Source organism: Desulfovibrio fairfieldensis (assembly GCF_001553605.1).
GTDB classification, from domain to species: Bacteria; Desulfobacterota; Desulfovibrionia; order Desulfovibrionales; family Desulfovibrionaceae; genus Desulfovibrio; species Desulfovibrio fairfieldensis.
The window spans coordinates 1,023,052-1,049,802 of sequence record NZ_CP014229.1 but is presented as its reverse complement, the minus strand read 5'-3'; the positions used below and the strand labels follow the sequence as shown (position 1 = coordinate 1,049,802).

Below are 26,751 nucleotides of genomic sequence, written 5' to 3'. Positions count from 1 at the left end.
GCGGAGCCGGTTCAGGCCCCGCGGATGGCCCGGCTGAAGAGCGCGCCCAAGGGGCTTTCATCTTCCCGCGCATCCAGCAGGGCATGGATGCGCGTCCGGGCCGCGCCGCCCAGGCGGCGGCGTTCCTCGGGATCCCCGGCCAGGCGTTCCAAAGCCTGGGCCAGGGCCGCCGCGTCATTCCGGGGCACCACCAGACCGCTTTTCCCGTCTTCCACGGCTTCGGTCAGGCCCGGCAGATCGCTGACCACCACGGCCAGGCCAAAGGCCATGGCTTCCGCCAGGGCCGAGGGCAGGCCGTCCACATCGCCCTGGCTGGTTTTGCGCCCCGGCGAGACGAAGATGTCGGCCTTTTTATAGAAATCGGCCATGTTTTCATGCGGCATCTGCCCCGTAAACTCCACAAGCCCGCGCAGGCCCAGACGCCAGGCAAGCCAGCGCAGCCGCAGGCGCTCCGGTCCCTGGCCCACGATCTTGAGACGGAAATCCAGCCCCTGGGCGCGCAATTGGGCACAGGCCCGCAGCAGGAGGTCATAGCCCTTGCGCTTGCTGATGGTGCCCACGGCCAGGATTTGCAGGGGCTGGGCCTCCTGGGCGCCGGAAGGCAGGGGAATGTCCGCGTCGTCCTCGGGCGGGGTCAGGGTCAGGGGATCGCGCAGCAGAATCAGCTTCTCGGCGGGCAGTTCCGGCAGCATCTCGCGCAGGGTCCGCAGGGTGGCCTGGGTGTCGCAACGCACAAAGACCGCCTGCGCCGCCTTGACGGCCCAGTCCTTGCCGGGCCGGGCCAGATCCTGGGCGCGCACGGAAAAGGCGAAAGGCACGCCCAGCAAACGCGCGGCCACCCAACTGGCCGTGGCTTCGCTGTGCGCGCCCGTGGCATATAGAAACTCGATTTTTTCCTCCAGGCCCCAGCGGGCCAGCAGGGCCCCGCAGCCGAAGGCCCAAAGATGGCTCAGCAGGCCCCGGCCCCAGCGGGAACGGGTGGGCAGATCGCGCCAGAGATCCCATAAGGAATGGGACGAGCCCCGCAACTGCCGGAACAGGGACGCGCAGACGGAGAAAAAATGCCACGCGCCGATGCGGCGCACGGCCAGCGGCAGGGCGTAGCCCTCGGGATTGCCCAGCAGGCCGCTGCCCCGGATGGCGTAAATGCGCGAGAGCAGGCCCGCAGCGTGCAGGCGGTGGGCCTCTTCCATCAGGTTTTGGCCCGAGGCCTCGGGAAAACGCTCGGCCACCAGCGCGCCGCGCACCACCGGCGGCGGGGGCGAGAGCAGGCTTTGCGCGTCATGCTCCGGAAGCGGCGGCAGCTCATGGCGGCGGCAGTGCAGGATGCCGTCCTCAAGCGTATAGATGCTGTCGCAGTATTCGGCCATCTTGGGGTCATGGGTAACCATGACCATGGACACCCCGCCGGTGTGGCAGAGCGTGCGGAAATTCTCCATGATCAGGCGGCTGGTGCGAGCGTCCAGCGCGCCCGTGGGTTCGTCGGCCAGCAGAATGCGCGGATTGTTGACCATGGCGCGGGCAATGGCCACGCGCTGCTGCTCGCCGCCGGACAGACGGTTGCTGCGGTAATGTACCCTGGCCGAAAGGCGCACCAGTTCCAAGGCGCGGATCACCCTCTCCCAGCGTTCCTGCGGCGGTATGCCTTCATAAATCAGGGGAAATTCAACATTCTCAAACACCGTGGAGTGCTCGAAAAGGTTGCTGGACTGCATCACAAAGCCCATGTTCCCACGCCGGAAGGCGGCGGTCTGCTCGCGGGTGAAGGTGAGCACATCCGTGCCCAGAATGTTCAGCGAACCGGCGTCGGGCGCGTGCAGCATGCCCAGAATGTGCAGCATGGTGGACTTGCCGCAGCCCGAGGGGCCCATGATGGCCACCAGTTCACCGGCTTGCACTTCAATGTTCACGCCGCGCAGGACCGGCGAGAACCCGGCGTAACACTTATATAAATCCTTGGCGACGATAACCGGAGCCATGTTTCACCTTTTATTCAAAACGCAGTGCGGTAACCACGTCCATGCGGCTGGCCTGAAGGGCCGGATACAAGCCGCCGGCCACGCCGATGAGCGCGGAGAATACGATGCTGCCCAGACTGCTGGCGACCAGCAGGGGGTAGGAAATGCCCGTGCCCAGCGACCACGAACCGATTTCGACCAGGGTGACGCCCACCACAATGCCCAGAATGCCGCCGGCCACGGATTTGCACAGGGCCTCGGCCAGAAATTGGGCCAGGATGTCCGTATCGGAACCGCCCATGGCTTTTTTGAGGCCCACTTCGCGGGTGCGCGCGCGCACCGCGGCGAAGGTGCCGTACCAGATGCCGAAGCCGCCCAGCATCAGCGACGCGGCGATGCCCAGCCAGAGCAGGGCCTCCACCCACATGAAGGTGGTCTTGATGCGTTCAAGCTGTTCTTCCTGGGTGCGGATGACCAGATAGGGCGCGGCCTGATGCTCGCGCACCACTTCCGGGATCAGGCGGATCAGGGGCGGCACGTCTTCCCAGCCGACGGCGCGCACAAACAGGCGCGTCACCTTGCCGTCGCCCCAGTTGCGGTCGATCATGGTGGTATAGGGCAGAAAGCCGCCCTGGCTCCAGCTGCCCAGCATCACGCCGCTGACCACGCCCACAACTTCAAAAACGTCCTTTTCCAGAAACAGCAGTTTGCCCACGGCCTTGTCCGGGTCGCCGTAGAGATTGCGGGCGGCTTCGCGGCCCAGCATGCAGACCCGGCTGTGACGCTCCATATCCGCATCGCTGAACAGCCGTCCGGCCGTGAGGGACAGGGAATAGACCTCGGCGAAATACTGGTCGATGCCTATGAAATAGACGCTCAACGAGCGTTCGCCCTCGCCGCGCAGGAGGAAGCCCTTGCCGTCGCGCACGTTGCGGCTGACCATGCCCACGCCCGGCAGGGCGCGCAGGGCGTCCACGGTGGCGGGAAAGAATTCGCGCACGGGCTGACCGGGGTACTGCTTGTCATCCATATAGACCTGGATGACGTTGACCCCGCCCATGAGCACCATATCCTGGCCCACTTTATACCGGATTTCGCGGCCCAGCACGGAAAGGGCAATAAAGGCGGTGATGCCCAGAGCAATGGACAAAATCACCCCGAAGCCGCGTTGGCGCACAACCTGCCTGAGGCTGACGCGAAAAAGGTCGGACATGGCGATCATAGCGCAACTACCACATATCCATAAGAAGACGATAAAAAACCGCGCCGCGCGGCCGCAATACCGAAAATCGGCCGACAAGCGTCAGTACAACACATCCATTATTACGCCGGGCCGGGGCAAGTGTCAAAACGGCCGCCCGGAGCCCGGACCAATTCGTTCTCCGCACGTTGTTTTATTCCGCCCTGCGGGCACGGAGACTTTACGCCTCCCGGCGCGGGGCAGGCCCCCTTGCCCCCCGGAACACCCCTGCAAGGCTTTCCAATGCTCCTGGCTTTCGAGGGCGGCGCGTCTTTTGCTGCGGGAGCTTCCTTCGCTGCGCTCAGGCGATTTCCCTCCGCGCCGCGCAATTGCCATTGACGGCTGGGCTCCGCGTTGAAACTTCGTCTTTTACCGGAAATTGGCTCATTGACGCGCGGCGATTTCGGGGCGTAGCTCGCCCCGCGAGCAAGACCCGTGGGACGCCGCGCCGATGCGTTATACTGTTCAGGCAAAGCCCGACTTACAGAGCACCAGAACCGCGCGGCATGAACGGCTATGCCATTGAAAAAAATTGAAACGCGGCGCTCAGGAGCTTGCCCGCACGCGGGCAGGCTCCGCTTTACGCCGCGCCATTACGTTACGGCTCACAGCGGGGGCAGGGGGTTGTAGGGGGCCTGGGGGCTGCCGCCCCCGGCCCCCTGCCGCGCGCCGCGCAGGCGGCCCAAACGGCGGCACGCCGTAAGCCCCGTGCCCGGAGGGCGGAATAAAACAACAGGCGGAGAGCGAGCTGAAAACGGATTGGGCCTGTCCCGTTGTCCCGCGCGGTCAACGCCGCCGCACGCCGAGCACCGTGCCGCCCTGCCCCACCGTATAGGCCGTATCCCGCCAGACAATCTCCCTGGCGGGAATGGTGCGCAGATAGACCAGAACAAACATGCCCACCGCGCAGACAAAAGCCCAGAGCCAGCGCCCCAGGGGCACGGACCGGGGCAAAAAGGCCCGCCAGGGCCCCAGCGCAGCCGCCAGCGCGGCCAGCCAGAGCAGGGCCAGCAGCACGGCCGCCCCGCTGCCCAGGCCCAGCAGGCCGCCGAGCAGGGCCAGAGCCGCGCCCAGCGGGGGCACGGCCATCAGGACGGCCAGCACCCCGAGCAGCAGCCATTGGCCGGGTATGCAGAACTTGAGAAACAGCACCTGGCGTTCCATCCAGGCCCGCCAGACCGGCAGGGCGTGGTCCGCGGCCTCGGTGCGCAGCAAGGCCCCGGCGCACAGACGCACATGCACGCCCCGGCCCTGCAGCAGCGCGCCCAGGGAACAATCGTCCACCACATTATGGGCCCAGAGTTCGGCCACGCCGTAGCGTTCAAAAGCGGCCCGGCTCATGGCCATGGCCCCGCCCCAGGGCTGGGTGAAGGCCGAGAGGGCCTGCAAAAAGCGCATCAGCAGCACGCTGAGCGCATAGGCCAGGGTCACCGGGCGCTGGTCGCGCGGCTCCACCGTATGGTAGCCGGTGCTGAACGCCGCCTCTCCCCTGGCCACGGGTCCCACAAGGCAGCGCACGAAATCCTCTGCGGCCAGATGGGTGCTGTCGCAGAACACATAGACGTCCGCCGCGTCGCCCACGGCGGCCACGCCCTGCAAACTGTTGTGGTTTTTCTGGCCGCAACCGGCGGCCGGACCGGCCACCACATGCCGCAGGGCCGGGAAATCCTCCCGCAGCGTGCGGATCAGCCCGGCCGCCGGTTCCTCGGCCGTGGCCGTCACCAGCACCGGCAGCAGATCCGGATAATCCTGACGCAGCAGGCTGCTCAGGGCCTCGACCATGCGCGGATGCGCGCCCGCCACCGGAATGATCATCGCCGCCCTGGGCCAACCGCCCGGAGGCGTGAAACGGTTCGCCTCGCGCTCCTCTCCGGCCTTCCGGACCAGGGAACGCCCGCAGCGGGCCAGAAGCCAGAGCAGGCCGCACTGAGCCAGGGCCACGCAGAACCAGAACATCAGCATGGAATTACTCCTGAAATAACCTAGTCCGGCAGAGGCGCGCAGTCCCCGGACGCCAGCGGCACGTCCTGGACGCGCTTGCCTTCGAGCTTGATCTTCATGCCGTTTTTAAGGCTGATTGTGCCTTCCACCTTGTCCGGCGCGCTCAGACGACCCTTGAACCTGTGGCCCGAGGAATGGGAGGCTTCAATGGCGTTGTCTTTCACGCTGCCCTCAAAGTGGTAAACATCCACCTGGCCGTTAGCAAGACGCAGATGCAGCACGCCCCGCACCTTGCCCTGGGCCGAAAAACACAGGCCCACCCGGAAGGTGGAGGTATACAGCGAACCGGTCCAGAGTTCCGTCACTTCTGCGGGCGTGGGCGCGTCCGCCGATGCCGCCGGAAGCGACGGGGACGACGACGCGGGGACGGCCTTTTCCCCGGCGGCCGGAGCCGCGGCGCCGGACGGGGATTCGTCGGCCAGGGCCGGGGCGGCCCCTGTCGGGGACATGGCCAGCAGCACGATCAGAACGCCTGTTGCCCATGACCTGGAAAAAGAAAAAAAGTTGTTCATAGCGTGTCTATGTTCCAGCTTGGGCTTCTCGCTGGCCGGCTGACGGCGTTTTCCGGCTGTGCTCCCGCCAGAGGCGCTCGAAAAGCTCCTGATGCGCGTCCACCATGGCCGTAAAGGAGAAATCGCGCTCCACGCGCAGGCGTCCGGCCCGGCCCAGAGCGTCGCCGGACTGCGGATCGTCCAGCAGGCGCAGGCAGTTGCGGGCCAGGGCCCGGTCATCGCCCGCCGCGGACAAGAAGCCGTTGCCGTTTTCCTCCACCAGACGGGGAATGCCGCCCACCGCCGTGGCGCAGACCGGCAGGCCGCAGCTCATGGCCTCCAGAATGACATTGGGCTGGCCCTCGCGCACGGAGGCCAGGACAAACAGCCGGGCCGCCGCGTAGTGTTCGCGCATGTCCATGCCGCCGGGGAAAAAGTCCACCCGCGCGCCCGCCGGATGCTCACGCGCCCATTGCTTCAGGGCCCCCTCTTCCGGGCCGTCTCCCACAATGCGCAGGCGGGCCTCCGGACGGCTTTGCAGAATCAGTTCAAAGGCCCGCAGCAGGGCCAAATGATCCTTGTCGCGCGCCAGGCGCGCCACGCACAAGACCACCGGCTCCCGCGCCGAAGGGGGATTTTCGCCGGGCCGGAAAAAGTCCACGTCCACCCCGTTGGGAATGTAGCTCAGATGTCCGGCGGGCACGCCCAGGCCCTGGAGCGTCTGGAACAGGGCTTCGGAATTGCAGACCATATGCCGGGTCAGACGCCAGAGCCAGCGCTCGTGCTGGCGTTTGGGGCCGCCGCCGCCCCGGCAGGTGCCCACGACCACGGGCACGTCCAGCGCCCGCCCCCAGATCCGGCCCCAGATGTTGGGCAGGGCCGTGCAGGGCACCAGAATGTCCGGGGCGGCCCGCCGCAGGGCCGGGGCCAGGCGCAGAAAAAAGAAGGGGGCCGCGCTGCGGGACGCGCCCAGATGCGTCAGGCCGATGCCCGCGTCACGGGCCGCGCTGTCCAGATCCGTCGCGCCGGTGAGGGTGAGCATGGCCGGGGAAAAACGCTTCCGGTCCAGGCGGCGGGCCAGCTCCAGCGTCTGGCGCTGGGTGCCGCCGAAACAGAGATCTTCCATGAGAAAAAGCACGTTCAACGGTCGCGTCATAGGGCTCCTGTGGAAAACGCGCGCCGTAACAGGTTACGGCTTGCGGTTGCCAGCATACTATGCATTCCGCGCGCTTTTGCAAGTCCCGGAGCAAGCGCATGAACAGGATGGCATTTTTTGTGTCCAGGACGAAAAAGAAACATGCTCTTGCGTCAGGCTTCCTGTACCTTTGCGGTTATTTTGCAAAATCCGCCCCCCGCTCACTTGCCGCCCGTGTCGGCTGCGTTCACGGGTGTAAGGAAGGAAGAAAGACATACTTATGGAAACAGATGAATATCCGGAGATTGAGGCATGCAGTCGATTGCCCTGTTACAAGCCCCGCCCGGCATTGCCTTGCCGGGCATCCCGGCTTATTATGCGCCGATGAGCACTATCGCCTCCGAAGCGCGCGCGGACGCGCCCGCCCTGCGCGTCGTCGTCAGTCTGGATGTGGAAGAGGAAGGGCTGTTCTCCGGCCGCTACGCCGCCTCGGATTGCGGCGTGCGCAATGTGGCCCTGCTGCCCCGCCTGGCCCCGCTGAGCCGGGAGCTGGGCTTTCCGCTGACCCTGTTCTGCGCCCACACGGTCTTTGCCAGCGCCGAAGCCCGGCCCGTGCTGGCCTGGATGCGCGACCACTGCGGCGCGGAAATCGGCGCGCATCTGCACCACTGGAGCACCCCGCCCCTGGTTGAAAACCGGGCCGGAACCGGGACTGCCGCCCATAAGGCCGACGGTCCGCCCACGCGCACCGACCGCCTGCCGCGCGACCTGCTGCGCCGGCGGCTGCGCACCCTGCTGGACGCCGGGCGGGACTTCCAGTCCGCGCCCCTGACCAGTTTCCGCATGGGCCGCTGGGATCTGAAAGCCGTGGTGCGGCCGCTGCTGGCCGAGGCGGGCATCAGCGTGGACAGCTCCGTCTGCCCGCTGCGCGCTTTCAGGGACGGGCCGGACCATTTTCTGGCCCCGGCCGATCCCTACTGGGCCGAGGATCTGTCGGGCCGCCGTCTGCTGGAAGCGCCCATCACCCAGATCCCGCTCTCGCCCGCCCTGGCGCGGCTCTGGTACGGCCTGGCCCGCCGCAAGGCCGGTCTGCTGGATTCCTTTCATTTCTGGGGCGCGCTGAGCCCCAATCCGGTCTGGCACAGTCCGCGCGTCATGCGTCTGGCCAGCCGCCTGCACGCGCGACGCGGCGGCAAGGTGCTCAGTCTGTTCTGGCATTCCTCGGAAATGCTGCCCGGCGCGTCGCCCAACGTGCCGGATCAGGCCGCGGCCGACGCGCTGCTGCAAAAAATTTACGACTATCTGCGCTGGCTGAAGGAAAACTTCAAGGTCCGGGGCGTCACCGCCGCCCAACTCCATGCGGAAGCCGCGGCCCTGGATTTTCCCCAACGCCCGGCGGGCCGGGGGGACTGGTAATGTCCCGTCTGGCCTTTGTGCTGCTGGACGGCCTGGGCGCGGCCACGGCCCGGCGCTGCATGAGCTGCCTGCGCGCCCTCACCGAAGCGGGGCAGGCCCGCTTTACCGAGCTTGAAGCCGAGCTGCCCCCGCTGTCCCGCCCGCTCTACGCCACCCTGCTCAGCGGCCTGAGCCCGGCGCGGAGCGGCATTCTGCGCAACGACGACGCCCGCCTCTGCCCGGCGCCGACCATTTTTCAGCGCGCGCGGGACGCGGGCCTGAGCACGGCGGCGGCCGCCTATTCCTGGATGAGCGAACTCTGCAACCGCGCGCCCTTTGAACCGGAACGGGACCGCCTGACCGACGACCCCGCCCTACCCATCGGACACGGCCTGTTTTACAGCCAGGACGCCTATCCCGACGACGAACTGTTCCGCGACGCCGAGGCCCTGCGGCTGCGCTACGGACCCGATCTGCTGCTGGCGCATTCCATGGGCATTGATTTCGCCGGGCACGCGGCCGGAGCGGACGCGCCCGCCTACCGCGAAGCCGCGCGCGCGGCCGACGGCCTGCTGGCCCGTTATCTGCCGCGCTGGCTGGACGCGGGCTATGCCGTGCTGATCACCAGCGACCACGGCATGGATGCGGATTGCGGCCATTACGACAATACGGAGCCGGTCCGCCGGGTGCCGCTCTGGCTGGCGGGGCGGGCCTGGAATGGTCTGCCCCTGCCCGCGCGCCAGACCCAGGTGGCGGATCTGATGCTGGCGGTTCTGGGCCTGGCGGAATGAACGAATCCCCCCAAGCCTCACGGAGTCTTCCCATGCAGCGCAACGACCGTCTGAGCGGCTATGTCTGGATTCTGCTGGCGGCTTTTTTCTGGTCGCTGATCGGGGTGATTTCCAAAATCTGCATGAGCGCCGGGGTCAGCCCGCTGGAAACCGCCTTCTGGCGCGCGGCCTTTGGCGGCGCGTTGTTCCTGGTCCACGCCGCGCTGCACAAGGGCCTGTTCATCCGGCCCCGCGACGCGGGTATTTTTCTGCTCTTCGGGGTCTGGGGCGTGGGCGTCTTTTTCGGGGCCACCCAGTACGCCATCCAGCTCAGCGGCGCGGCCATGGCCGTGGTGCTGCTGTATACCGCGCCGGTCTGGGTGGCCGTGTTTTCCCGCCTGCTCTTCAGGGAAAGGATCTCGCCGCGCAAGATCGGGGCCATCAGCGTGGCCCTGACCGGCACCACCCTGGTCTGCTTTTCCGGCGGCAGCCTGCCGGGGCGGACCTCGCTTTTGGGCATCGGCTGCGGGCTGCTGACCGGGCTCTGTTACGCCTCGCACTATCCCTTTTACCGCTGGTGGCAGAACCGTTACGCCACGGCCACCATTTACGGCTTCATGCTTGCCGGGGGCGTGCTCGCGCTCTGGTTCTGCGTGCCCGTGAGTCTCAACCATGAGCCGCGCGTCTGGTTCTGGCTCGCCGTGCTGGGCGTGACCAGCACCTTTTTCGCCTATACCTGCTACGGCCAGGGCCTCAAACGCATCAGCCTGGTGCGCGCGGCGGTCACCTGCCATCTGGAGCCGGTGCTGAGCACCCTCTGGGTCTGGCTGTTCTGGCAGGAAAATTTCAGCCTCGGCGGCTGGTTCGGCAGCGGACTGGTGCTGGCCGCCGTCCTGCTGCTGACCACGGACAAAAGCCGTGATTGAGGAAGCGCCCATGTCTCCGCCCCCCCGCACAAGCGAATCCCTGGCCCGGCGCATCCGCATGGCCCGAGGCCTGGAACCGGCCGATCTCTGCGTGGAACACGTGAATGTGGTGGATGTGTTCAGCCGCACCCTGCTGCGCGACATTTCCGTAACCGCGGGCGACGGGGTTTTTCTGGGCTTCGGCCCAAGCGGGCTTCCGGCCCGCCGCCGCATGGACGCGCGCGGGCGTTTCATGCTGCCCGGCCTGATGGACGCCCATCTGCACCTGGAATCCACCATGCTGACCCCGGCGGAATTCGCCCGTCTGGTCGTGCCGCACGGCACGGCCGCAGTGGTGGCCGATCCACATGAAATCGCCAATGTTCTGGGTCTGACCGGCCTGCGTTATCTGTTGGAAAGCTCGCGGGACCTGCCCCTGGATCTGCGCCTGGCGCTGCCCTCCTGCGTGCCCTGCACGCCCTTTGAGGATTCCGGCGCGGTCCTGGCCGCCGCGGATCTGGCTCCGCTCATGGGGCACGAACGGGTCTGCGCCCTGGGGGAAATGATGAACTATCCCGGCCTGCTGGCCGGAGATCCCGCCGTGCTGGACAAAATCGTCCTGGCCCGCGCCTCGGGCAAGCGCCTGGACGGCCATGCCCCCGGCCTGCTCCAGGCGCGGCTGGACGCCTACTGCGGCACGGGCGTGGCCAGCGACCACGAATGCGAAAGCCCGGAGGAGGTCGTCCAGCGCCTGGCGCGCGGCATGTACGTTTTTGTGCGGCACGGCTCGGCGGCGCGCAATCTGCCCGCCCTGCTGCGCGCGGTGCATGTCAACAACGCCCACCGCTGCTGCTTCTGCACGGACGACAGCAGCCCGGCGGACCTGCTGGAACGCGGGCATATGGACGAAATCCTGCGCCTGGCCGTGGCCGAGGGCCTGGACCCGCTGCTGGCCGTGGGCATGGCCACGCTGAACGGCTGTGTGTTTTACGACATGCGGGACCGGGGCGGCATTGCGCCGGGCTGGGCGGCGGACTTCTGTCTGGTGGACGATCTGCGTGGATTCCGGGTCCGCGAAGTGTTCAGGGCCGGACGCCAAGTGGCCCAGGAAGGACGTCTCTGCGTGGAACTTCCCGCCGCGCCGCCGTCTTCGGACGTGCTGGACACGATCCATATCGCGCCGCTGACACAGGAGGCCCTGCGCCTGCCCGTGCCCTCGGGCCGGGCGCGGGTCATGGGCCTGACCCCGCAATCGCTGATCACGCGCGCTCTGATCCTGCCCGTGGCGCTGGACAGGGGCTGTTTTGATCCGCAACAAAATCCCGGTCTGGCGAAAATCGCCGTGGTGGAGCGCCACAAGGCCACAGGCAAGGTCGGCGTGGGCATCCTGCACGGCTATCTGCGGCCGGACGCGGTGTTTGATGGGGCCATTGCCACCAGCATTGCCCATGATTCCCACAATATCGTGGTGGCGGGCGGCAATGACCGGGACATGCTGGCTGCCGTGGAAAGCCTGCGCGCCATGGGCGGCGGCATCTGCTGCCTGCAACGCGGGCGGACCCTGGCCGCCCTGCCCCTGCCCGTGGCCGGACTGATCAGCCCGGAGCCGGGCCGGGAAGTGGCCGCGCGCAAGGCCGCGCTGTTGGCGACCGCGCGACGGCACTTCTCGCTCAACCCGGACCTGGACCCGGTCATGGCCCTGAGCTTCATGGCCCTGCCGGTCATTCCGGAACTCAAGCTCACCGCGCGCGGCCTGTTCGACGTGCAAGGCTTTTCGTTTGTGCCGGTGGATGCCGAAAAAGCGTAGGGCCAGGCCTCTTGACGGGAACAGCCGGTCTGGGCTAAAAGATTTGCTCACGTTGTCACGGCATCGCGCTTTTCAGGGCGCGCCGGAAACGCGTGTTCCTGCCGGGATGGTGGAATTGGTAGACGCAGCGGACTCAAAATCCGCCGACCGCAAGGTCTTGCGAGTTCAAGTCTCGCTCCCGGTACCAAGCAAATTCAGGCGGTTACGGAAACGTAGCCGCCTTTTTTGTGCCACCACTGCATCACCCGCACCACTGTCGCCAAATGCAACCAAGTCCAGAAAGGACGGATTGTTAAGGCACGCTCGGTATCGGCAAATCCTCACCTCCGAAAAATAAGTATGTCCCCAAGGTCTTGCCTCTCATGGGCAGGGACGCTGCGTTTCTGCCGTCCGCCGTCTTGTCGCGCGGCATGGCGGGAAAATCCGCCTGAACCAAGCTGTCCCGCGATCAGCTCCGAACCGCGCGGGACGCGCATTTCCGGCCCAAGCAAAATTTTGTGAAAAAAAACATTGAATTTTATCGGCCACGTCAAGTAAGTTTTACCCAAGCGGATAACGCCGGATAACGGGTGCATCGAGGACGGCATGGGGGCATGCCCATCGCCGTGCCCGGACGGAAGGTGCCGGACGCCGCCGATTTGGCGGCTGCAGCGGCACGGTTGTGTCATGACGCACGTCCGCCGGGCGACGTAAAGCGCCGCTGACGGCCAGCGCGGGATATGTACGAGAACAGATAAGGATTCCAAACCAACAGGAGGATCTCTGATGAAACGCATTATTGCGCTCTTTGTGGCATTCGGCCTCATCTGCGGCATGGCGCTGGGCATGGCGCCGTCGGCCGATGCCAAAACCGTGATCAAAATCGCGGGCATGAAGCCGGAAGGCGAGCCGGAAACCATCGGCATGCATCAGTTCGGCAAATATCTGGCAGAACTTTCCAACGGCAAATATGAAGTACAGGTCTTCCCCAACAGCCAGCTCGGCAAGGAAGACGCCTACATCGCCGCCACCCGTAAGGGTATTATTCAGATGTGCGCCACCGGCACGCAGACCTCGGCGCTGCATCCGGCCATGGCCATGCTGGAAACGCCCATGCTCTACGACGATCTGGACCATGCCCGCCGTGCCATGGAAGGCAAGACCTTTGAGCTGATCAACCAGGGCTTCACCGAAAAGTCCGGCCTGCGCACCCTCAACGCCTTTCCCCTTGGTTTCCGCCATTTTTACACCAAAAAGCCGGTGAAAACCATCGCCGACCTCAAGGGCCTGCGCATGCGCGTGCCCAACATCCCCCTGTACACCAATTTCGCCAAGGAATGCGGCATCAGCGGCCAGCCCATGCCCTTTGCCGAAGTGCCCGGCGCGCTTGACCAGGGCGTCATCGACGGCGGCGACAGCCCGCTGGCCGACATCGTGAGCCTGAAGATGTATGAGATCACCCCTGAAATCACCCTCACCGGCCATATCCTGGTGATCCATTCCTTGTACATCAACGAAAAATTCTACAAGTCCCTGCCCGAACAGGACCGCAAGTGGGTTGACGAAGCCGCCAAGCGCTCCGCCGACGACATCTGGAAGATGGTGGCCGCGGGCGACGAAAAAGCCAAGCAGACCATCATCGCCGCCAACGGCCACATCACCACGCCCAGCAAGGAATTCCACGACTACATGGCGGAAGCCGGCAAGCGCAGCTGGAAGCTCTTTTACGACACGGTGCCCAATGCCCAGGAAATCCTGGACAGCGCCGCCAGCTATCGCCAGGCCAAGTAACAAGATCAGCACGATGTAACGCGGGCCGGGGGCGTAAGGTTTCCGGCCCGTCGCGCAACGCGCTCGGCGGGAAGGCCCCGCAGCACTAGAGGGTGTCGTCATGAGATGGATTTTCGTGTTATATCAGGGAGAAAGAGCCTTTTATGAAGGAAGTGTACTCTGCTGGTACTCGACCGGAATAAAAGGCGAATTTCAACGCGGAGATAACCGAAAAGACGCTCGTGACGACAGCCTCTAAAATTTTCCGCACAAGTCCATATTCCGTCAGGGCATTGTTCCCGCAGAGGTCAGTATGCACGACGAGACACAGCAAAACCTTCCATCGGCGTCCGCTCCGGACGCCGACAAGCCGTGTGATCCGCATGCGGATCACGGCAAAGCGCAGTCCGAATCCCTCGGCCGGCTGCTTTTTGAGATTTTTTGCGCCGTCATCTTCCTCGGCATGATCGGTCTGGTCTTTTACAACGCTTTTCTGCGCTACGTCTTTTCCTCCAGCTATCCCCCCAGCGAGGAATGGGCGCGCTTTCTCTTCATCTACATCACGTTCTTCGGGGCCATTGAGGCTTTTTACCACAAAAAGCACATTGCCGTGGACATGTTCGTGGACCTGCTGCACGGCGCACCCCGCAAATACGTGGACATCGCCGCCACGCTCCTGGGCATGGTCGCCATGGGCCTTCTGCTCTACGGCGGCGTGATCAACGTGCTCCAGACCGTGGACACCTATTCCGTGGCCACCAATGTGAACATGGCCCTGATCAACGGCACATTGCCCATCATGGCCTTCGCGGCCCTGATCATGCAGGTGCGCGACCTCGTGGCTCTCATCCGTCGTCCGGCATCCTCTTTCACCAAGGCATAGGGGGAGAACGTGGAACTTTTCATCTTTCTCGGCACCCTGTTCTTCTTCCTGGCCTTCGGCATTCCCATCTGCCTGGTGCTGGTGCTCTGCGCCATGGTGCTCATGTGGCACTCCGGCATGTGGGACGCCATGATCATTCCCGGCAGCATGCTGGACGGGGCCAACAACTACCCGCTGATGGCCATCCCCTTCTTTGTCTTTGCCGGTGAAATCATGGCCGCGGGCGGACTTTCCAAACGCGTGGTGCAACTGGCCCAGCTGATGATCGGCCGGGTGCGCGGCGGCCTGGGCTATGCGGCTGTGGTGGCCAGCATCATTTTCGCGGGTCTCATGGGCAGTTCCGTGGGCGAGGCCGCCGCTCTGGGCGGTCTTTTGCTGCCCATGATGAAGGAAGTGGGCTACAAGCCGGGACGCGCCGGGGCCGTTATCGCCTCCGGTGCCATTCTGGGCCCCATCATTCCCCCCAGCACCAACTTCATCCTGCTCGGCGCCACCATCAGCGGCCTTTCCATCACCAAACTGTTCATGATCGGCCTGGTCCCGGGCATTTTAATCGGTCTCGCGCTGATGGTGGTCTGGTTCTTTGTGGTGCGCAAGGACGGCTACAACGAAACCATCACCTTCACCCGTGAGGAAAAGTGGAAGATCCTGATCGACTCTACGCCCGCCTTCCTCATGCCCGTGCTCCTGCTGGGCGGCATCCGCTTCGGCGTTTTCACGCCCACCGAAGGCGGCGCCTTCGCGGCCATTTACGCCATTGTGGTCTGCGTGCTTTACTACCGCGAGCTTTCCTTCCGCGAACTGCTGCGCGTCAGCGCGCGGGCGGCCACAACCACTTCGGTGGTCATGCTCATCGTGGCCACGGCCACGGCCGTGGGTTGGTTCATCACCATCGCCCAGATTCCCAATCAGATGACGGCACTCTTTTCGCCGCTCATCGACAGCCCCGTTCTGCTGCTGTTGTGCATCAACGTCTTTCTTTTCCTCATCGGCATGGTCATGGACCTTACGCCCAACATCCTGATCTTCGCGCCGGTGTTCTATCCGCTCATCACCCAGGCCGGTATCGACCCCTACTATTTCGGTCTGCTTTTCATCCTGAACCTGGGCATCGGCGTGATCACGCCGCCCGTGGGCACAGTGCTTTATGTGGTGTGCGGCATCGGCAACATCAAGATCACCCAGCTGATCCGTAACCTGGTCCCCTTCATTCTGGTGGAAGTGGTCATGCTCTTCCTGCTGCTCTTCTTCCCCAAACTCTCGCTCATTCCGCTCGACTGGCTCATGGGCGGGAAATAAGCCGCCGCGAGCTCGCACAGAAAAGCCGCCCCTGCACAGGGGCGGCTTTCAATTTTTCAAGCGGCTTCCGAGCGGTGGACATTCAACGCCAATCCTTCTCGGCCTGCCCGAGATCCTCCAGCACCAGAGTGGGCTGACGCTCCTCCTTTGCCAGGTCTTCGCGCGTGGCCTCGCCGCTGAGCACCAGAATGAAATCAATGCCCGCGTTTTCGGCCAGTTTCTTGTCCGTGCTCAGGCGGTCGCCCACCATAACCATTTCCTCTTTGGCGTAGCGCCGCAGCAGAGGGGCCAGCACGGTCGGGTCGGGTTTGCCGAAAATATGCTGCGGGCGGCGGCCCGTGGCCGTGGCGTAAAGTTCAATCATGCTGCCCACATCAGGCAACGGCCCCTCCGGAGAGGGACAGACCAGATCCGGATGGGTAGCCAGAAACAGGGTTTCAGGTTTTTGCAACAACAAGGCTGAACGGGCCAGCTTGTGGTAGGTCAGCTCCGTGTCATAGGCCAGAATCACGGCCTGCGCGTCCTCTTCCACCTGTTGAAGTTCGGGCATACGTTGACGCAGATCCTGTTGAAAATCAGTGTTGCCCACAGGATAGGCCCGGCTGATGCCGCGCGCCCGTAAAAAATCCACCAGGGGCGTCACCGGTGAGAGCAACAATTCCCCGCGCGCCGGAATGCCCATGCCGTTGAGCTTGTCCACATAGGTCTGCGGCGATTTGGAGGTATTGTTGCTGAGAAAGAAAAAATCCAGATCTCGCCAGTGATTTTGAATAAAACCGACAGCGCCCTTGATGGGGATATGCCCAAGATAAACCGTGCCGTCCATGTCCAGGACGACACAGCGTTTCCGCGACCAGTCCATATGCTTCCTTTTTCCCAAAGAAATAGCCGCGTTCGGCCGTCTTGGCAAGAATAGAGGGGTTCCCTTCGGCGGACGCTTCCTCCGCTGACTGTCCATTGGGGCAATGCCCGACCCTTGACGAACAGCGGCAAAAGAATGAAAATTTTTATTTGGATTTGTTTATGTTGTACTGAAGCCATTGCCGGGAAGACAACGCCCGTTACGGACGCGGCCACGGCGAAATGGAAATATCAGGAGGCCCCATGCTGGAAACCACGGTTGTCGTCATCGGCGGCGGCGCTACCGGCATGGGCACGCTGCGCGATCTGTGCATGCGCGGCGTGCCCGCCATTCTGCTGGAACAGGGCGGCCTTGCCCACGGCACCAGCTCCCGTTTTCACGGCCTGCTCCACAGCGGGGGTCGTTACGCTGTCAATGACAACGAATCCGCGCGCGAGTGCATTGAAGAAAACATGATTGTGCGGCGTATCGGCAGACAGTGTGTGGAGGAAACCGAAGGCTTTTTCGCACTGACGCCCGGTGACGATCCGGCCTACGTGACTCCCTGGGCCGAGGCCTGCCACAAGGCGGGCATCGACGCGCAGGAGCTGGACGTGGCCGAAGCCCTGCGTCTGGAGCCCAATCTCGCGCCCGACATCCGGCGCGTCTTCCGTGTGCCTGATTCCTGTGTGGACGGCTTTCGCCTGGTACTGCACAACGCCATGTCCGCCAAGCGTTACGGCGGCCAGGTGCTGACCTATCACGAGGTCACGGCCATCCATCAGAACAACGGCACAGTCTGCGGCGTAACGGCTCTTGACCGCATCAGCGGCGAAATGGTGGAAATTTCCTGTCAGAGCGTGGTCAACGCCGCCGGTTCCTGGTCGGGCCGCATTGCCGGGCTGGCCGGTCTGGATGTGGCCGTTTCTCCGGACCGGGGCACGCTCATTGTCTTCAATCACCGCTTTACCTCGCGCGTGGTCAACCGCCTGCATCCCGGCGCGGACGGCGATATTTTCGTGCCCCACGGTTCCATCACCATTCTCGGCACCACATCCACGCCCACAGACCGGCCCGACGACACCACGCCCACCTATGGAGAAGTGCTGCGCCTGCTGGATCTGGGCGAACCGCTTTTCCCGGCGGTACGCCAATACCGCATCCTGCGGGCCTTCGCGGGCACGCGGCCTCTGTACACGCCGGGCAATGCGGCGGGGCGCAAGGCCAGCCGCAATTTCCATGTGGTGGACCACGCGGAGCAGGGTCTGGAGGGCATGGTGTCCATCTTCGGCGGCAAGCTGACCACCTACCGGCTCATGGCCGAACGCGTCAGCGACAACGTCTGCGCCAGACTCGGCGTGCATACGCCCTGTCGCACGGCGGATGAAGCGCTGGTGCCCGATCCCGATAAAGCCGTGCTGCGCCGCGCGGCCCGCTATTTCCCCATGCGGGGGCTCACCCTCATGGCGGACCGGCTCGGCGACGATCTGCCCGCCGTGCTGCAACAGGCTGAACTGGCCGGACTGGCGGAAAAGCAGGCCGAACAGGAACATGCCGGTGGGGGTGACGGCAACCCCCTGCTCTGCGAGTGCGAAATGGTCAGCCTGGCTGAAATCGAATGCGTGGCGCGCGATCCCTCCACCCATTCCCTGTCCGACATCCGGCTGCGCACGCGCCTGGGCATGGGCACCTGCCAGGGCACTTTCTGCTCCCTGCGGACCATCGGCGCATTGGTGGAGCACGGTGTGCCTCTGGAGCTTTCGCCCACGGACAATGTGCGGCGTTTTCTACAGGAGCGCTGGCGGGGCCTGCGTCCGGCCCTCTGGGGCACGCAGGCGCGCGAAATGGAACTGGGGCGGGCCGTGTACGCCGGAACCCTCAACCTCGACGGAGCCGCGGATGAGCAGGACAATTGACGTACTTGTGGCCGGTTCCGGCCTGGCCGGGCTTATGGCCGCGCTGACCGCCGCTCAGGATGGGCGCAGCGTGCGGCTGGTGACCGACGGCATGGGCTCGCTGGCTATCAGCGGCGGTTGTGTGGACCTGCTGGGCTACGCCGGGGGACGGCGGCTGGATGATCCCTGGAACGGCATGGATCTTCTGCCGCCGGAGCATCCCTACCGCCTGCTCGGTGCGGGCAATATCCGGACGGCCCTGGACATGCTGCGCCAATGCGCGGCGGAACAGGGCTGGCCCCTGCACACGGCCGTGTCGCCGCAGGGCGCTCCCTGCAACGCGCTGCTGCCCACCATCATGGGCACGCTCAAGCCGAGTTATCTTTTGCCCGCCGGTCTGAACCCCACGGCCCTGACCAGGGCCAAGCGCATTCTGGTGGCGGGCGTGCGGGGCCTGCGCGACTGCCGTCCCGCGCTGATCGTCAGCCAGTTGCGCCGTTATAGGGACTGGGCGGACAAAGACTTTATCCAGATATTGCTGCCCTCGCCCCTGGGCGAAACCCATCGCAGCCTGAGCGCTCTGGACCTGGCCCGTCTGGTGGACAAGCCGCAGGGCCGGGACTGGTTGATCCGGGCCCTCCGGGAACACGCCGGACAGTGCGATGCCGTGTTGCTGCCGCCCATCTGCGGCAGCAGGGCCGATGCCTCGGTCTGGCATGAACTCAGCCAGGCCGTGGGCTGCCCGCTGGTGGAAATGCTTTCCATCCCGCCGGGGGTGGGCGGTCTGCGTCTGCGGGACGCGTTGCTGCGCGAACTGCGCCGCCACGATTTTGAACTGGTGGAAAACGCCCGGCTGATCCGCGCCGAAACCAACGGGAAGCAATGCACGGCGCTGGTGGCTCTGGCAGCCGGGCAGGAACGCCGCCACAGAGCCCGGGCCTTTGTACTGGCCACGGGCGGCATCCTGGGCGGAGGCGTGGAACTCGCGCCGGGCAAGGTCCGTGAAAGTGTGTTCGGACTGGATATTCCCGTGCCGCCGGACGTCACAGAGTGGTCCGAACCGGAAATTTTCGGCAGCCATGTCTTTTCCCGTCTGGGCGTCCGGGTGGACGGCGAAATGCGTCCCCTGGACGAGGCCGGACAGACCCGCTGGGAGAATGTCTTTTTTGCCGGGCGCAGCCTCGGCGGTTATGATTTCGCAACCGAAAAAAGCGGCCACGGCGTCGCCCTGACCACCGGCTGGCAGGCGGGCCGCATGGCTGCCGCCATTGCCGGAAAATCCGGCGGACCGGCGTCCGGAGAGCGCATATGAGCGTACGCATCAATCCCGACAAATGCATCGCCTGCACCACCTGCGTGGTGCACTGCCCGGTGGCGGAGGCCACGCCCAAGTTCCTGGGCCCGCGCATGATCGGCCCGGCCTATGAACGTTTCCGCCTGCTGGGCCTGGCGGAAGATCCGTCTCTGCACTATTGCGCCAACTGCAAGAACTGCGACATTTCCTGCCCGCACGATGTGCCTGTGTCCAGCATCAACATGCTGGCCCGCGCCGAGCAGTGCAAACAGCAGAGCCCCGGCCTGCGCGACTGGGTGCTGGCCCACGGCGAACTTCAGGCGCGCTGGCTGCGGCTGATCCCGGCCGGGCTCAAAAACTTCGGCATGCTCAACCCCGTAACCCGCGCGTTGTTGGATGCCCTGGGCATCGACAAGCGCGCTCCCCTGCCCCGCTTTGCCGCTCAGACTTTCCGGCAGCAGATGCGCAATATCCGCCAGCCAGCCCAAACGCGCAAAGCGGTCTTTTTTCCGGGCTGCTACGTGGACGTGTACGATCCCCGTACCGGCCTGGATATGGTCTGGGCACTGAACAGGGCCGGGTATGAGGTCATTGTGCCGGACGATTTCGTCTGCTGCGGTCTGCCCATGATCGCCAACGGCTTCTGGCAGGACGCTCGCGCCAATGCGGACCGCAACCTTGCCGCGCTGGCCCGCTGGCGTGAACAGGGCATTCCGGTCATCACGGGCTGCCCCAGCTGCGCCCTGATGTTCCGTACCGACCTGCCGGAATTTTTCCCGGACATGGCTGAAAAGCACGGCGCTACCCCGCTGGAGGACGCCCAGGAATTTCTGCTGGACTGCGCGGAACGCGGCGAATTGCAACTGGACGCCAAAACGGCAGGCGCTTGCCTGCCCGAACTGCGCGTCATCTACCACGCGCCCTGCCATTTGCGCGCCCAGGGCAACGGCCTGCCGGGTCTGGAGCTGCTGCGCCGCCTGCCGGGCGTCATGGTCCGGAATGCCGATGCCGGGTGCTGCGGCATCTCCGGCAGTTATGGTTTCAAAAAAGAAAAATACGACATCGGCCAGGAGATCGGCGCGGCTCTTTTCAAAGCCGTGCGCGAAAGCGGGGCCCATATCGCCGCTTCCGAATGCGGCACCTGCCGCGTGCAGATTCTGCACGGCAGCGGCCTGCCCTGCCTGCACCCCGTGAGCATCGTCCGTCAGCGCCTGGAGGCCCTGCGCCCCGCGTAACACGCTGCAAGCGGCAATGTTAACCGTATCAAAAGACGGCCCGTCCCCTCAATCTTGGAGGGTGCGGGCCGTCTCTGCCTTTCGGAGCAGAACTTTCCGAAAAACCACAGCCGTTACGGCGGCTGCATATATGGTCGCCGATCTTGCCGGAACCGCAGACAAAATGAAAAGAGCCCGGATATCATATCCGGACTCTCGAACATTTTATGGTGCGCCCGAAGAGATTCGAACTCCTGACCTACAGGTTCGTAGCCTGTTGCTCTATCCAGCTGAGCTACGAGCGCGTAACAAAGGAAACTATACTAAGCGGCATGCTTCGTCAAGAATTTTTTGTAACTATTTTTGCTTGCATGCCGGATAAATTTTCAAATCTACTACCGCCTTGGCGGCATCCACATAAACCATGCCCTGCCGAAAGTCCGAAGACAAACGGCAAAAGACATTACACCGTTTTATTCAGCTTCAATGCCGTTAACGGCGCGGGCCAGACGCGAGATCTTACGCGCGGCCTTTTTCCAATGCAGAGCACCCTTTCCGGCGGCCTTGGCCAACACGGAAGTGGCGAGAGTCAGGGCGTTGTCGGCCAAGCTCTTGTCCTTGCCCTGGATGGCGGCGCGCACATCCTTGATGGCGCTTTTCACGCGGGTACGGGCGGCACGGTTGCGGGCGGCCCTGTTGAGGCTCTGTTTGTGACGTTTGATGGCTGACTTATGGTTGGCCACGGTATTCCTCCACTATGTTGGGCTTGCCCGCGCAAGCCATGATCCCGGATCAGCGGCACTGCCGCCGGATGACAGCAACAGAGATGTTGTGAATCAGCGTTATTAGCGCAAGCCTCGCTGCCTGTCAAGCAATTTTGCCGTCGCCGGCGCCATTTACAACTGCAAGGCCGCGAAATCGGCCAGCCGGGCGAAGCGCGATCCCAAGGCCTGGAGCATGGCCAGGCGGTTGCGGCGCAAGGCCGCGTCTTCGCACATGACCATCACGCCGTCAAAAAAGGCGTCCACAGCCGGGCGCACCTCTCTGAGGGTCGCCAGAGCCGCGCCGTGATCGCCGGAAGCCCGGAATGCGTCCAGACGGGGCAGCAAGGTTTCCAGGATCTCGGCCAGAGCCTTTTCCGGCGCTTCGCGCAACAGGGCCGCATCCCAATGCTCGGGCAGCGTTTCTGCGGCGGCCTGCTTACGCACGATATTGGCCACCCGCTTAAAGGTCTGCACGGCCTCGGCATAGCCCGGTTCCCGGCTGAAGGCCGCCAGCGCCGCCAGGCGCGCGCCGCTGTCGGGCACCTGGGCCGCGCCAGCGTTCAACGCCGCGTCCACCAGCAGGGTATCCTGGCCCCGGCTCAGGAAATAATTGCGCAGCCTGGCCGCGAAGAATTCCATGAGTTTGTCCAGAGCCTCGTCCGGCGGCAACTTCCACTGCCGTGTGCCGTAGAGTTCCCGCGCCTTGGCGAAGAGCTCGCGCACGTCAAGGTCAAGGCCGAAGTCCAGCAGAATACGGATGATGCCCAGCGCGCAACGCCGCAGACCATTGGGGTCCGCCGCGCCGGTGGGGACCATGTTCAGGCCGAAGCAGCCCACAAGGGTATCGGCCTTGTCCGCCAGGGAGAGCAGCGCGCCCACAGGGCTTTTCGGCAGCGGCGAATCCGGACCGGCGGGCAGGTACTGCTCTTTCAGAGCGTCGGCCACAGCCTGGGCTTCGCCCTTCTGCCCGGCATAGATGCCGCCCATGATGCCCTGAAGCGTATCGAATTCGCCAACCAGACCGGTAACCAGGTCCGCTTTGGACAGCCGTCCGGCCCGCGCGGCTTCCGCCGTCAGGTCCGCGCCCAGCCGAGGGGCGCAGCGTTCGGCCAGCCAACGGCAGAGGGCCTCCAGGCGGCGGGTTTTGTCGCCCATGCTGCCCAACGCGCCGATAAAGATGACATGGTCCAGCTTTTCCAGCCAGAGGTCGAAGTTCTCCCGCAGATCCGCGCGCCAGAAAAAGCGGGCATCGTCCAGACGGGCGCGCAGCACGCGCTCCCAGCCGTGCTTGACCACTTCCATGTCTTCGGGGCTCAGATTGAGCACAGTGAGAAAATGCGGCATGAGCTTGCCGTCCGGCCCCTCAATGCCGAAGCTCTTCTGATGGCTTTCCATACTGGTCAGCAGCACTTCACGCGGCACTTCCAGATAGGCGGGATCAAAATCCGCCAGCAGGGGCACGGGATGCTCGGCCAGACCCTGCACCTCGTCCAGCAGGCCGTCGTTCCAGAGGACCCTGCCCCCGGCCCGCGCGGCCTGGGCGTCGCCGCCTTCCACGATGACGGCACGGCGCCGGGCCGGATCAAGGGTCACGGCGCAGGAATCAGCCGCAATTTCCAGATAGGCGTCGGCATGGGCCACGCTGAAGGGACCGGAACCGTGCACGCGGTGGCCGCAGGTTTCGCGGCCCGAAGCCACGGGCCCGAGGTCGAAGGGGACCACTTCCTCATCCAGCAGAGCCAGAATCCAGTGGATGGGCCGGGCATAGGCCAAGGCATACGCGCCCCAGCGCATGCGCTTGGCGAACGGCAGGGACGTGATCACGGCAGGGCAGATCCCGGCCAGCAGATCTTTGGCCGCCGCGCCGCCGGTGCGCTTGCGCACGGCCACATATTCGCCTTTTTCCGTTTCCAGGCGAAAGACGTCCGCCACACTTAGGCCGTGGGTGCGGGCGAAACCCTCCAGGGCCTTGGTGGGCGCGCCGTCAGGCCCGTAGGCCACGCGCGCCGGAGGTCCGGAAATCACTTCTTCCTTTTCCCGCTGCACGGGATTGAGATCCTCCACCAGCGCCACTGCCCGGCGCGGCGTGCTCATGACGCGCACCGCGCCATATTCCAGACCGGCCTCGTCCAGGGCGGCGCTGAAGCGGGCCCGGAGTTCCGCCTCTTCCGGGGCCAGAAAACGGGAAGGCAGTTCCTCGCTGCCGATTTCAAGCACAAAGGTCGCCATGCCTTACCTCGCATCCTTGTTGTCGAGCATGGGATAGCCCAGTTCCTCGCGCTGCGCCGCGTACAGACGGGCCACGCCCGCGGCCAGAGCACGCACCCGGCCGATGTAGCCGGTGCGCTCCGTAATGGAAATGGCCCCGCGCGCGTCCAGAAGGTTGAACGTATGCGAGCATTTCAGGCAATAATCATAGGCGGGCCAGGGCAGCCCCAGTTCCAGCATGGCCTTGCATTCCCGCTCGAAGTCGCTGAACTGGCGCAACAGCATTTCCGCGTTGCTGGCTTCGAAGTTGTGCCTGGACTGCTCCACTTCGTTCTGATGATAGATATGGCCGTAGGTCACATCCTTGTTCCAGCGCAGGTCATAGACCGATTCCACGCCCTGCAGATACATGGTCAGGCGTTCCAGGCCGTAGGTCAGCTCCACGCTGATCGGCGAAAGGTCAATGCCGCCCACCTGCTGGAAGTAGGTGAACTGGCTCACTTCCATGCCGTTGAGCCAGACTTCCCAGCCCAGGCCCCAAGCGCCGAGGGTGGGCGACTCCCAGTCGTCCTCCACAAAACGGATGTCGTGGCGGCCCGGATTCAGGCCCAGCGCTTCCAGGCTTTGCAGATAGAGATCCTGCACATTGTCCGGCGAGGGCTTGAGAACCACCTGAAACTGGAAATAGCGCTGCAGGCGGTTGGGATTTTCGCCGTAGCGGCCGTCCGTGGGGCGACGCGAAGGCTCCACATAGGCCACCTTCCAGGGTTCGGGACCGAGAACCCGCAAAAACGTGCTCGGATTGAAGGTACCGGCCCCGCACTCCACGCCCGAAGGCTGCTCAATGACGCATCCCCGGCTTGCCCAGTAATTTTGCAGGGTAAGAATGACATCCTGAAAGTACATGCGCTGTCCTTTGTTGTGCCGCCACAAAAAACAAAAAGCTGAGGCAGCCCTGAAAAGATGGATTTTGTTCCCTGGCAAGGAAGAAGCCGTTCGCTGACCAGGGATAGTACTCTTCCGGTACAGACCTGGACAGCGAACGGCTTCTGACGCGGTCCAGGGGACAAAAGACGCTTTTCAGGGCTGCCTCACACGCGGCGGAAGTAGCCGCCTTCCCAGGCCAACCCCAGATGATACTGCACAAATCCGTCAATAGCCCTGGCACAGGCCCGGCGGTCCATGGACGGCAGATCCTCCACCGGCCAGGCAGAGGGAAATTCTTGCTGCACGCGGCGTAAAAGGTCAAGCCCCGCCATGGAAAGCTCCACGCCGTAGCGCGCGTCCAGGGCGGGTTCCCGCGCCCGGCAGGCGGCGCAACGCATCTGCCCCTCGTCCACCACAAACAGCGTCCTGTCGGTCAGGGGCGCGCCGCACGCGCCGCACTGGCCCAGATTGGGCGCAAAACCCAAGGCACCGGCCAGACGCAGACGAAAAAACAGCGGCAGCAAAGACGGCAGGCGGGGTTCTTCCTCCAAAACGCGACGCAGATCCTCCACCAGGGCGAAGGTTTCGTCCGCGCCTTCCTCATTGACGCCCAGAGCCTCCACAAAGCGCAGGCAGTTGGCGGCCAGCCCCATGCGCTGCCAGTTGCCGCGCAGGCACTGCGGCCCGGACAGCAGCACGGCCTCTTCCAGATTAAGAAAATTTTCCCTGCCCGAGGTTTTGACCCGGCATTGCAGAGTGTTCAGCACGTCCAGACAGCCGCAGAAACGCCGACGGCTGCGGCTGCCGCCGAAAGCGAACAATGTCAGCAGGCCGCGCCCGCGGCAGAGCAGTTTCAACCAGAGATCAGACTCGCGAAAATGCCCGATGCGCAGTACCACGGCCTGATCGGCCCACTCCATCACTGCCGGGCCGCGGGCGGGAAGGTCAGGGTCCGCACCTGGCCGGACTGGCCGGGCGCGGGCATGTCCTCCCCGTTGTAGCGGATGCGCACGCCGCCGGCATTGCCCAGCTTCAGTTCCAGACTTTTGGTGAAGGTCAGGGCAAAGGTGTCGCCCTTGCGCAGGGAGAACTGCCGGGTATCTGTATTATCGGCATTGGAATGGATCCAGCATTCTTCCGTGGCGGTGATGATGACCTTATGCTGTCCGGGGGGCAGCGCGCCGTCCGCCGGCTGGGCGGGCTGGGTCGCGTTCTGCCCGATCGCGGGCTGCGCCGGAGCGGCCGTTGTGGAGCTCAACCCCCAGGCAGAGGCCGGGGCCGCATTCTGCGCGCTGCCGCCCGCGCCGCCGAAGGCCGGGGCTGGGGCGGATGAGGGGGTATTCACCCCGCCGGTGGACGCGGTAGACGCGGCGGAAGCCGGAGCCGCCACAGGCGCGGCCTCAGGAGACGGAGAAGCCGCCGGGGCAAAAGCCTCGGACTTGGCAGCCGGGGTTTGGGACGGGGTTTGATCCGAATCCGCAGCCGGAGCGGAAGTCTCCCTGCCCGGCACGCTTTCGGCGGAATCCGGCGTTTGCAACGGCGGCGAGGGCTGGGCCAGACGCCGCGTCTGACGGCTCAGAATTTCCAGAGCGCCCTGTTGCCAAGCCACATACGCGCCTCCGGCCACCAGGGCCAGCACAATAAGCACGCCCAGCCATTTCAGGCTTCGGCCGGGGGCCAGGGATTCCTCGGGCGTGTATACGGGCTGGGGTACGGCCGGGCTCGTGCCGCCCAAGGCGCAAACGGCTTCGTTCACTTCCTCGGCGGCCATGCCGAGATAGGATGAATATGAACGGATAAAGCCCTTGGCATATGCCAGATGGGGCAAAGACGAGGCGTCGCCTTCCTCCAGAGCGCGCAGAAGACGGGCCCCAATTTTCAGATGATTGGCCACATCTTCGATGCTCAGGCCGCGCTTTTCGCGTTCGGCGCGCAACGCCGCGCCCAGTTCCTCTAAAGTCATGTAAGCCTCGTG

21 protein-coding genes and 2 tRNA genes are annotated in these 26,751 nt (G+C 64.5%); 11 read left to right on the top strand and 12 right to left on the bottom strand.

Annotation, left to right across the window (positions count from 1 at the left end; genetic code table 11):
• Window positions 1–11: 11 nt before the first annotated feature.
• The 5 genes from AXF13_RS04465 to AXF13_RS04445 form a co-directional block, all read right to left on the bottom strand.
• The gene (locus tag AXF13_RS04465) at window positions 12–1,979 is read right to left on the bottom strand and encodes a glycosyltransferase (protein WP_062251796.1); all 1,968 of its coding nucleotides are present in this window, start codon (window positions 1,977–1,979) and stop codon (window positions 12–14) included.
• A gap of 10 nt (window positions 1,980–1,989) precedes the next feature.
• A complete protein-coding gene (locus tag AXF13_RS04460; RefSeq protein ID WP_008684465.1) occupies window positions 1,990–3,180 on the bottom strand; it encodes an ABC transporter permease in 1,191 nt (396 codons plus the stop codon).
• Between the two features lie 804 nt (window positions 3,181–3,984).
• Window positions 3,985–5,160, bottom strand: coding sequence for a glycosyltransferase family 2 protein (locus tag AXF13_RS04455; RefSeq protein ID WP_062251795.1), 1,176 nt, complete (start codon window positions 5,158–5,160; stop codon window positions 3,985–3,987).
• A gap of 20 nt (window positions 5,161–5,180) precedes the next feature.
• The gene (locus AXF13_RS04450) at window positions 5,181–5,711 is read right to left on the bottom strand and encodes a hypothetical protein (RefSeq protein ID WP_083521950.1); all 531 of its coding nucleotides are present in this window, start codon (window positions 5,709–5,711) and stop codon (window positions 5,181–5,183) included.
• Between the two features lie 7 nt (window positions 5,712–5,718).
• Window positions 5,719–6,846 carry a glycosyltransferase gene (locus AXF13_RS04445; RefSeq protein WP_062251794.1) on the bottom strand — a complete coding sequence of 376 codons (1,128 nt, stop codon included), beginning with the start codon at window positions 6,844–6,846 and terminating at the stop codon, window positions 5,719–5,721.
• A gap of 291 nt (window positions 6,847–7,137) precedes the next feature.
• Here AXF13_RS04445 and AXF13_RS04440 point away from each other — a divergent pair, with 291 nt between their 5' ends.
• The 8 genes from AXF13_RS04440 to AXF13_RS04405 all read left to right on the top strand — a co-directional run bounded on the left by AXF13_RS04440 (window position 7,138) and on the right by AXF13_RS04405 (window position 15,633).
• Window positions 7,138–8,241 carry a polysaccharide deacetylase family protein gene (locus tag AXF13_RS04440; RefSeq protein ID WP_062251793.1) on the top strand — a complete coding sequence of 368 codons (1,104 nt, stop codon included), beginning with the start codon at window positions 7,138–7,140 and terminating at the stop codon, window positions 8,239–8,241.
• Window positions 8,241–9,011, top strand: a complete 771-nt coding sequence (locus AXF13_RS04435) for an alkaline phosphatase family protein (protein WP_062251792.1) — start codon at window positions 8,241–8,243, stop codon at window positions 9,009–9,011. The genes AXF13_RS04440 and AXF13_RS04435 overlap by 1 nt, the downstream gene beginning before the upstream one ends.
• Window positions 9,012–9,043: 32 nt before the next feature.
• Window positions 9,044–9,916 carry a DMT family transporter gene (locus AXF13_RS04430; RefSeq protein ID WP_062251791.1) on the top strand — a complete coding sequence of 291 codons (873 nt, stop codon included), beginning with the start codon at window positions 9,044–9,046 and terminating at the stop codon, window positions 9,914–9,916.
• 10 nt (window positions 9,917–9,926) lie between these two features.
• Window positions 9,927–11,702 carry an adenine deaminase gene (ade, locus tag AXF13_RS04425; protein ID WP_062251790.1) on the top strand — a complete coding sequence of 592 codons (1,776 nt, stop codon included), beginning with the start codon at window positions 9,927–9,929 and terminating at the stop codon, window positions 11,700–11,702.
• A 100-nt stretch (window positions 11,703–11,802) separates the two neighbouring features.
• A tRNA-Leu gene (locus AXF13_RS04420) sits at window positions 11,803–11,889 on the top strand.
• Window positions 11,890–12,467: 578 nt separating this feature from the next.
• On the top strand, window positions 12,468–13,472 hold the full coding sequence (locus tag AXF13_RS04415) for a TRAP transporter substrate-binding protein (protein ID WP_008684487.1): 1,005 nt from the start codon (window positions 12,468–12,470) through the stop codon (window positions 13,470–13,472).
• A 292-nt stretch (window positions 13,473–13,764) separates the two neighbouring features.
• Complete coding sequence (locus AXF13_RS04410; protein ID WP_062251789.1) at window positions 13,765–14,334, top strand: TRAP transporter small permease; 570 nt, start codon at window positions 13,765–13,767, stop codon at window positions 14,332–14,334.
• A gap of 9 nt (window positions 14,335–14,343) precedes the next feature.
• Complete coding sequence (locus tag AXF13_RS04405) at window positions 14,344–15,633, top strand: TRAP transporter large permease (RefSeq protein WP_008684490.1); 1,290 nt, start codon at window positions 14,344–14,346, stop codon at window positions 15,631–15,633.
• 82 nt (window positions 15,634–15,715) lie between these two features.
• On the opposite strand, the gene AXF13_RS04400 is transcribed toward AXF13_RS04405, so the two are convergent.
• Window positions 15,716–16,495, bottom strand: coding sequence for an HAD-IIA family hydrolase (locus tag AXF13_RS04400; protein ID WP_062251788.1), 780 nt, complete (start codon window positions 16,493–16,495; stop codon window positions 15,716–15,718).
• A 242-nt stretch (window positions 16,496–16,737) separates the two neighbouring features.
• Here AXF13_RS04400 and glpA point away from each other — a divergent pair, with 242 nt between their 5' ends.
• From glpA to AXF13_RS04385, 3 genes are read left to right on the top strand one after another with little or no spacing between them, the layout of a single operon-like run.
• The gene (gene glpA, locus AXF13_RS04395; RefSeq protein ID WP_062251787.1) at window positions 16,738–18,390 is read left to right on the top strand and encodes an anaerobic glycerol-3-phosphate dehydrogenase subunit GlpA; all 1,653 of its coding nucleotides are present in this window, start codon (window positions 16,738–16,740) and stop codon (window positions 18,388–18,390) included.
• Window positions 18,374–19,681, top strand: coding sequence for an anaerobic glycerol-3-phosphate dehydrogenase subunit GlpB (gene glpB / locus AXF13_RS04390; protein WP_062251786.1), 1,308 nt, complete (start codon window positions 18,374–18,376; stop codon window positions 19,679–19,681). The genes glpA and glpB overlap by 17 nt, the downstream gene beginning before the upstream one ends.
• The gene (locus tag AXF13_RS04385) at window positions 19,678–20,898 is read left to right on the top strand and encodes an anaerobic glycerol-3-phosphate dehydrogenase subunit C (protein WP_062251785.1); all 1,221 of its coding nucleotides are present in this window, start codon (window positions 19,678–19,680) and stop codon (window positions 20,896–20,898) included. The genes glpB and AXF13_RS04385 overlap by 4 nt, the downstream gene beginning before the upstream one ends.
• A gap of 207 nt (window positions 20,899–21,105) precedes the next feature.
• Here AXF13_RS04385 and AXF13_RS04380 read toward each other — a convergent pair.
• From AXF13_RS04380 to AXF13_RS04355, 6 genes are all read right to left on the bottom strand, one after another.
• Window positions 21,106–21,182, bottom strand: a tRNA-Arg gene (locus AXF13_RS04380).
• 168 nt (window positions 21,183–21,350) lie between these two features.
• The gene (gene rpsT, locus AXF13_RS04375; protein ID WP_008684500.1) at window positions 21,351–21,620 is read right to left on the bottom strand and encodes a 30S ribosomal protein S20; all 270 of its coding nucleotides are present in this window, start codon (window positions 21,618–21,620) and stop codon (window positions 21,351–21,353) included.
• A 153-nt stretch (window positions 21,621–21,773) separates the two neighbouring features.
• On the bottom strand, window positions 21,774–23,870 hold the full coding sequence (gene glyS / locus AXF13_RS04370) for a glycine--tRNA ligase subunit beta (RefSeq protein WP_062251784.1): 2,097 nt from the start codon (window positions 23,868–23,870) through the stop codon (window positions 21,774–21,776).
• 3 nt (window positions 23,871–23,873) lie between these two features.
• Complete coding sequence (glyQ, locus tag AXF13_RS04365) at window positions 23,874–24,755, bottom strand: glycine--tRNA ligase subunit alpha (RefSeq protein WP_008684504.1); 882 nt, start codon at window positions 24,753–24,755, stop codon at window positions 23,874–23,876.
• A gap of 185 nt (window positions 24,756–24,940) precedes the next feature.
• Window positions 24,941–25,696, bottom strand: coding sequence for a DNA repair protein RecO (gene recO / locus AXF13_RS04360; protein WP_062251783.1), 756 nt, complete (start codon window positions 25,694–25,696; stop codon window positions 24,941–24,943).
• Window positions 25,696–26,739: a RodZ domain-containing protein gene (locus AXF13_RS04355; protein ID WP_062254716.1), complete on the bottom strand. Its 1,044-nt coding sequence runs from the start codon at window positions 26,737–26,739 to the stop codon at window positions 25,696–25,698. The genes recO and AXF13_RS04355 overlap by 1 nt, the downstream gene beginning before the upstream one ends.
• Between the last annotated feature and the right edge of the window lie 12 nt (window positions 26,740–26,751).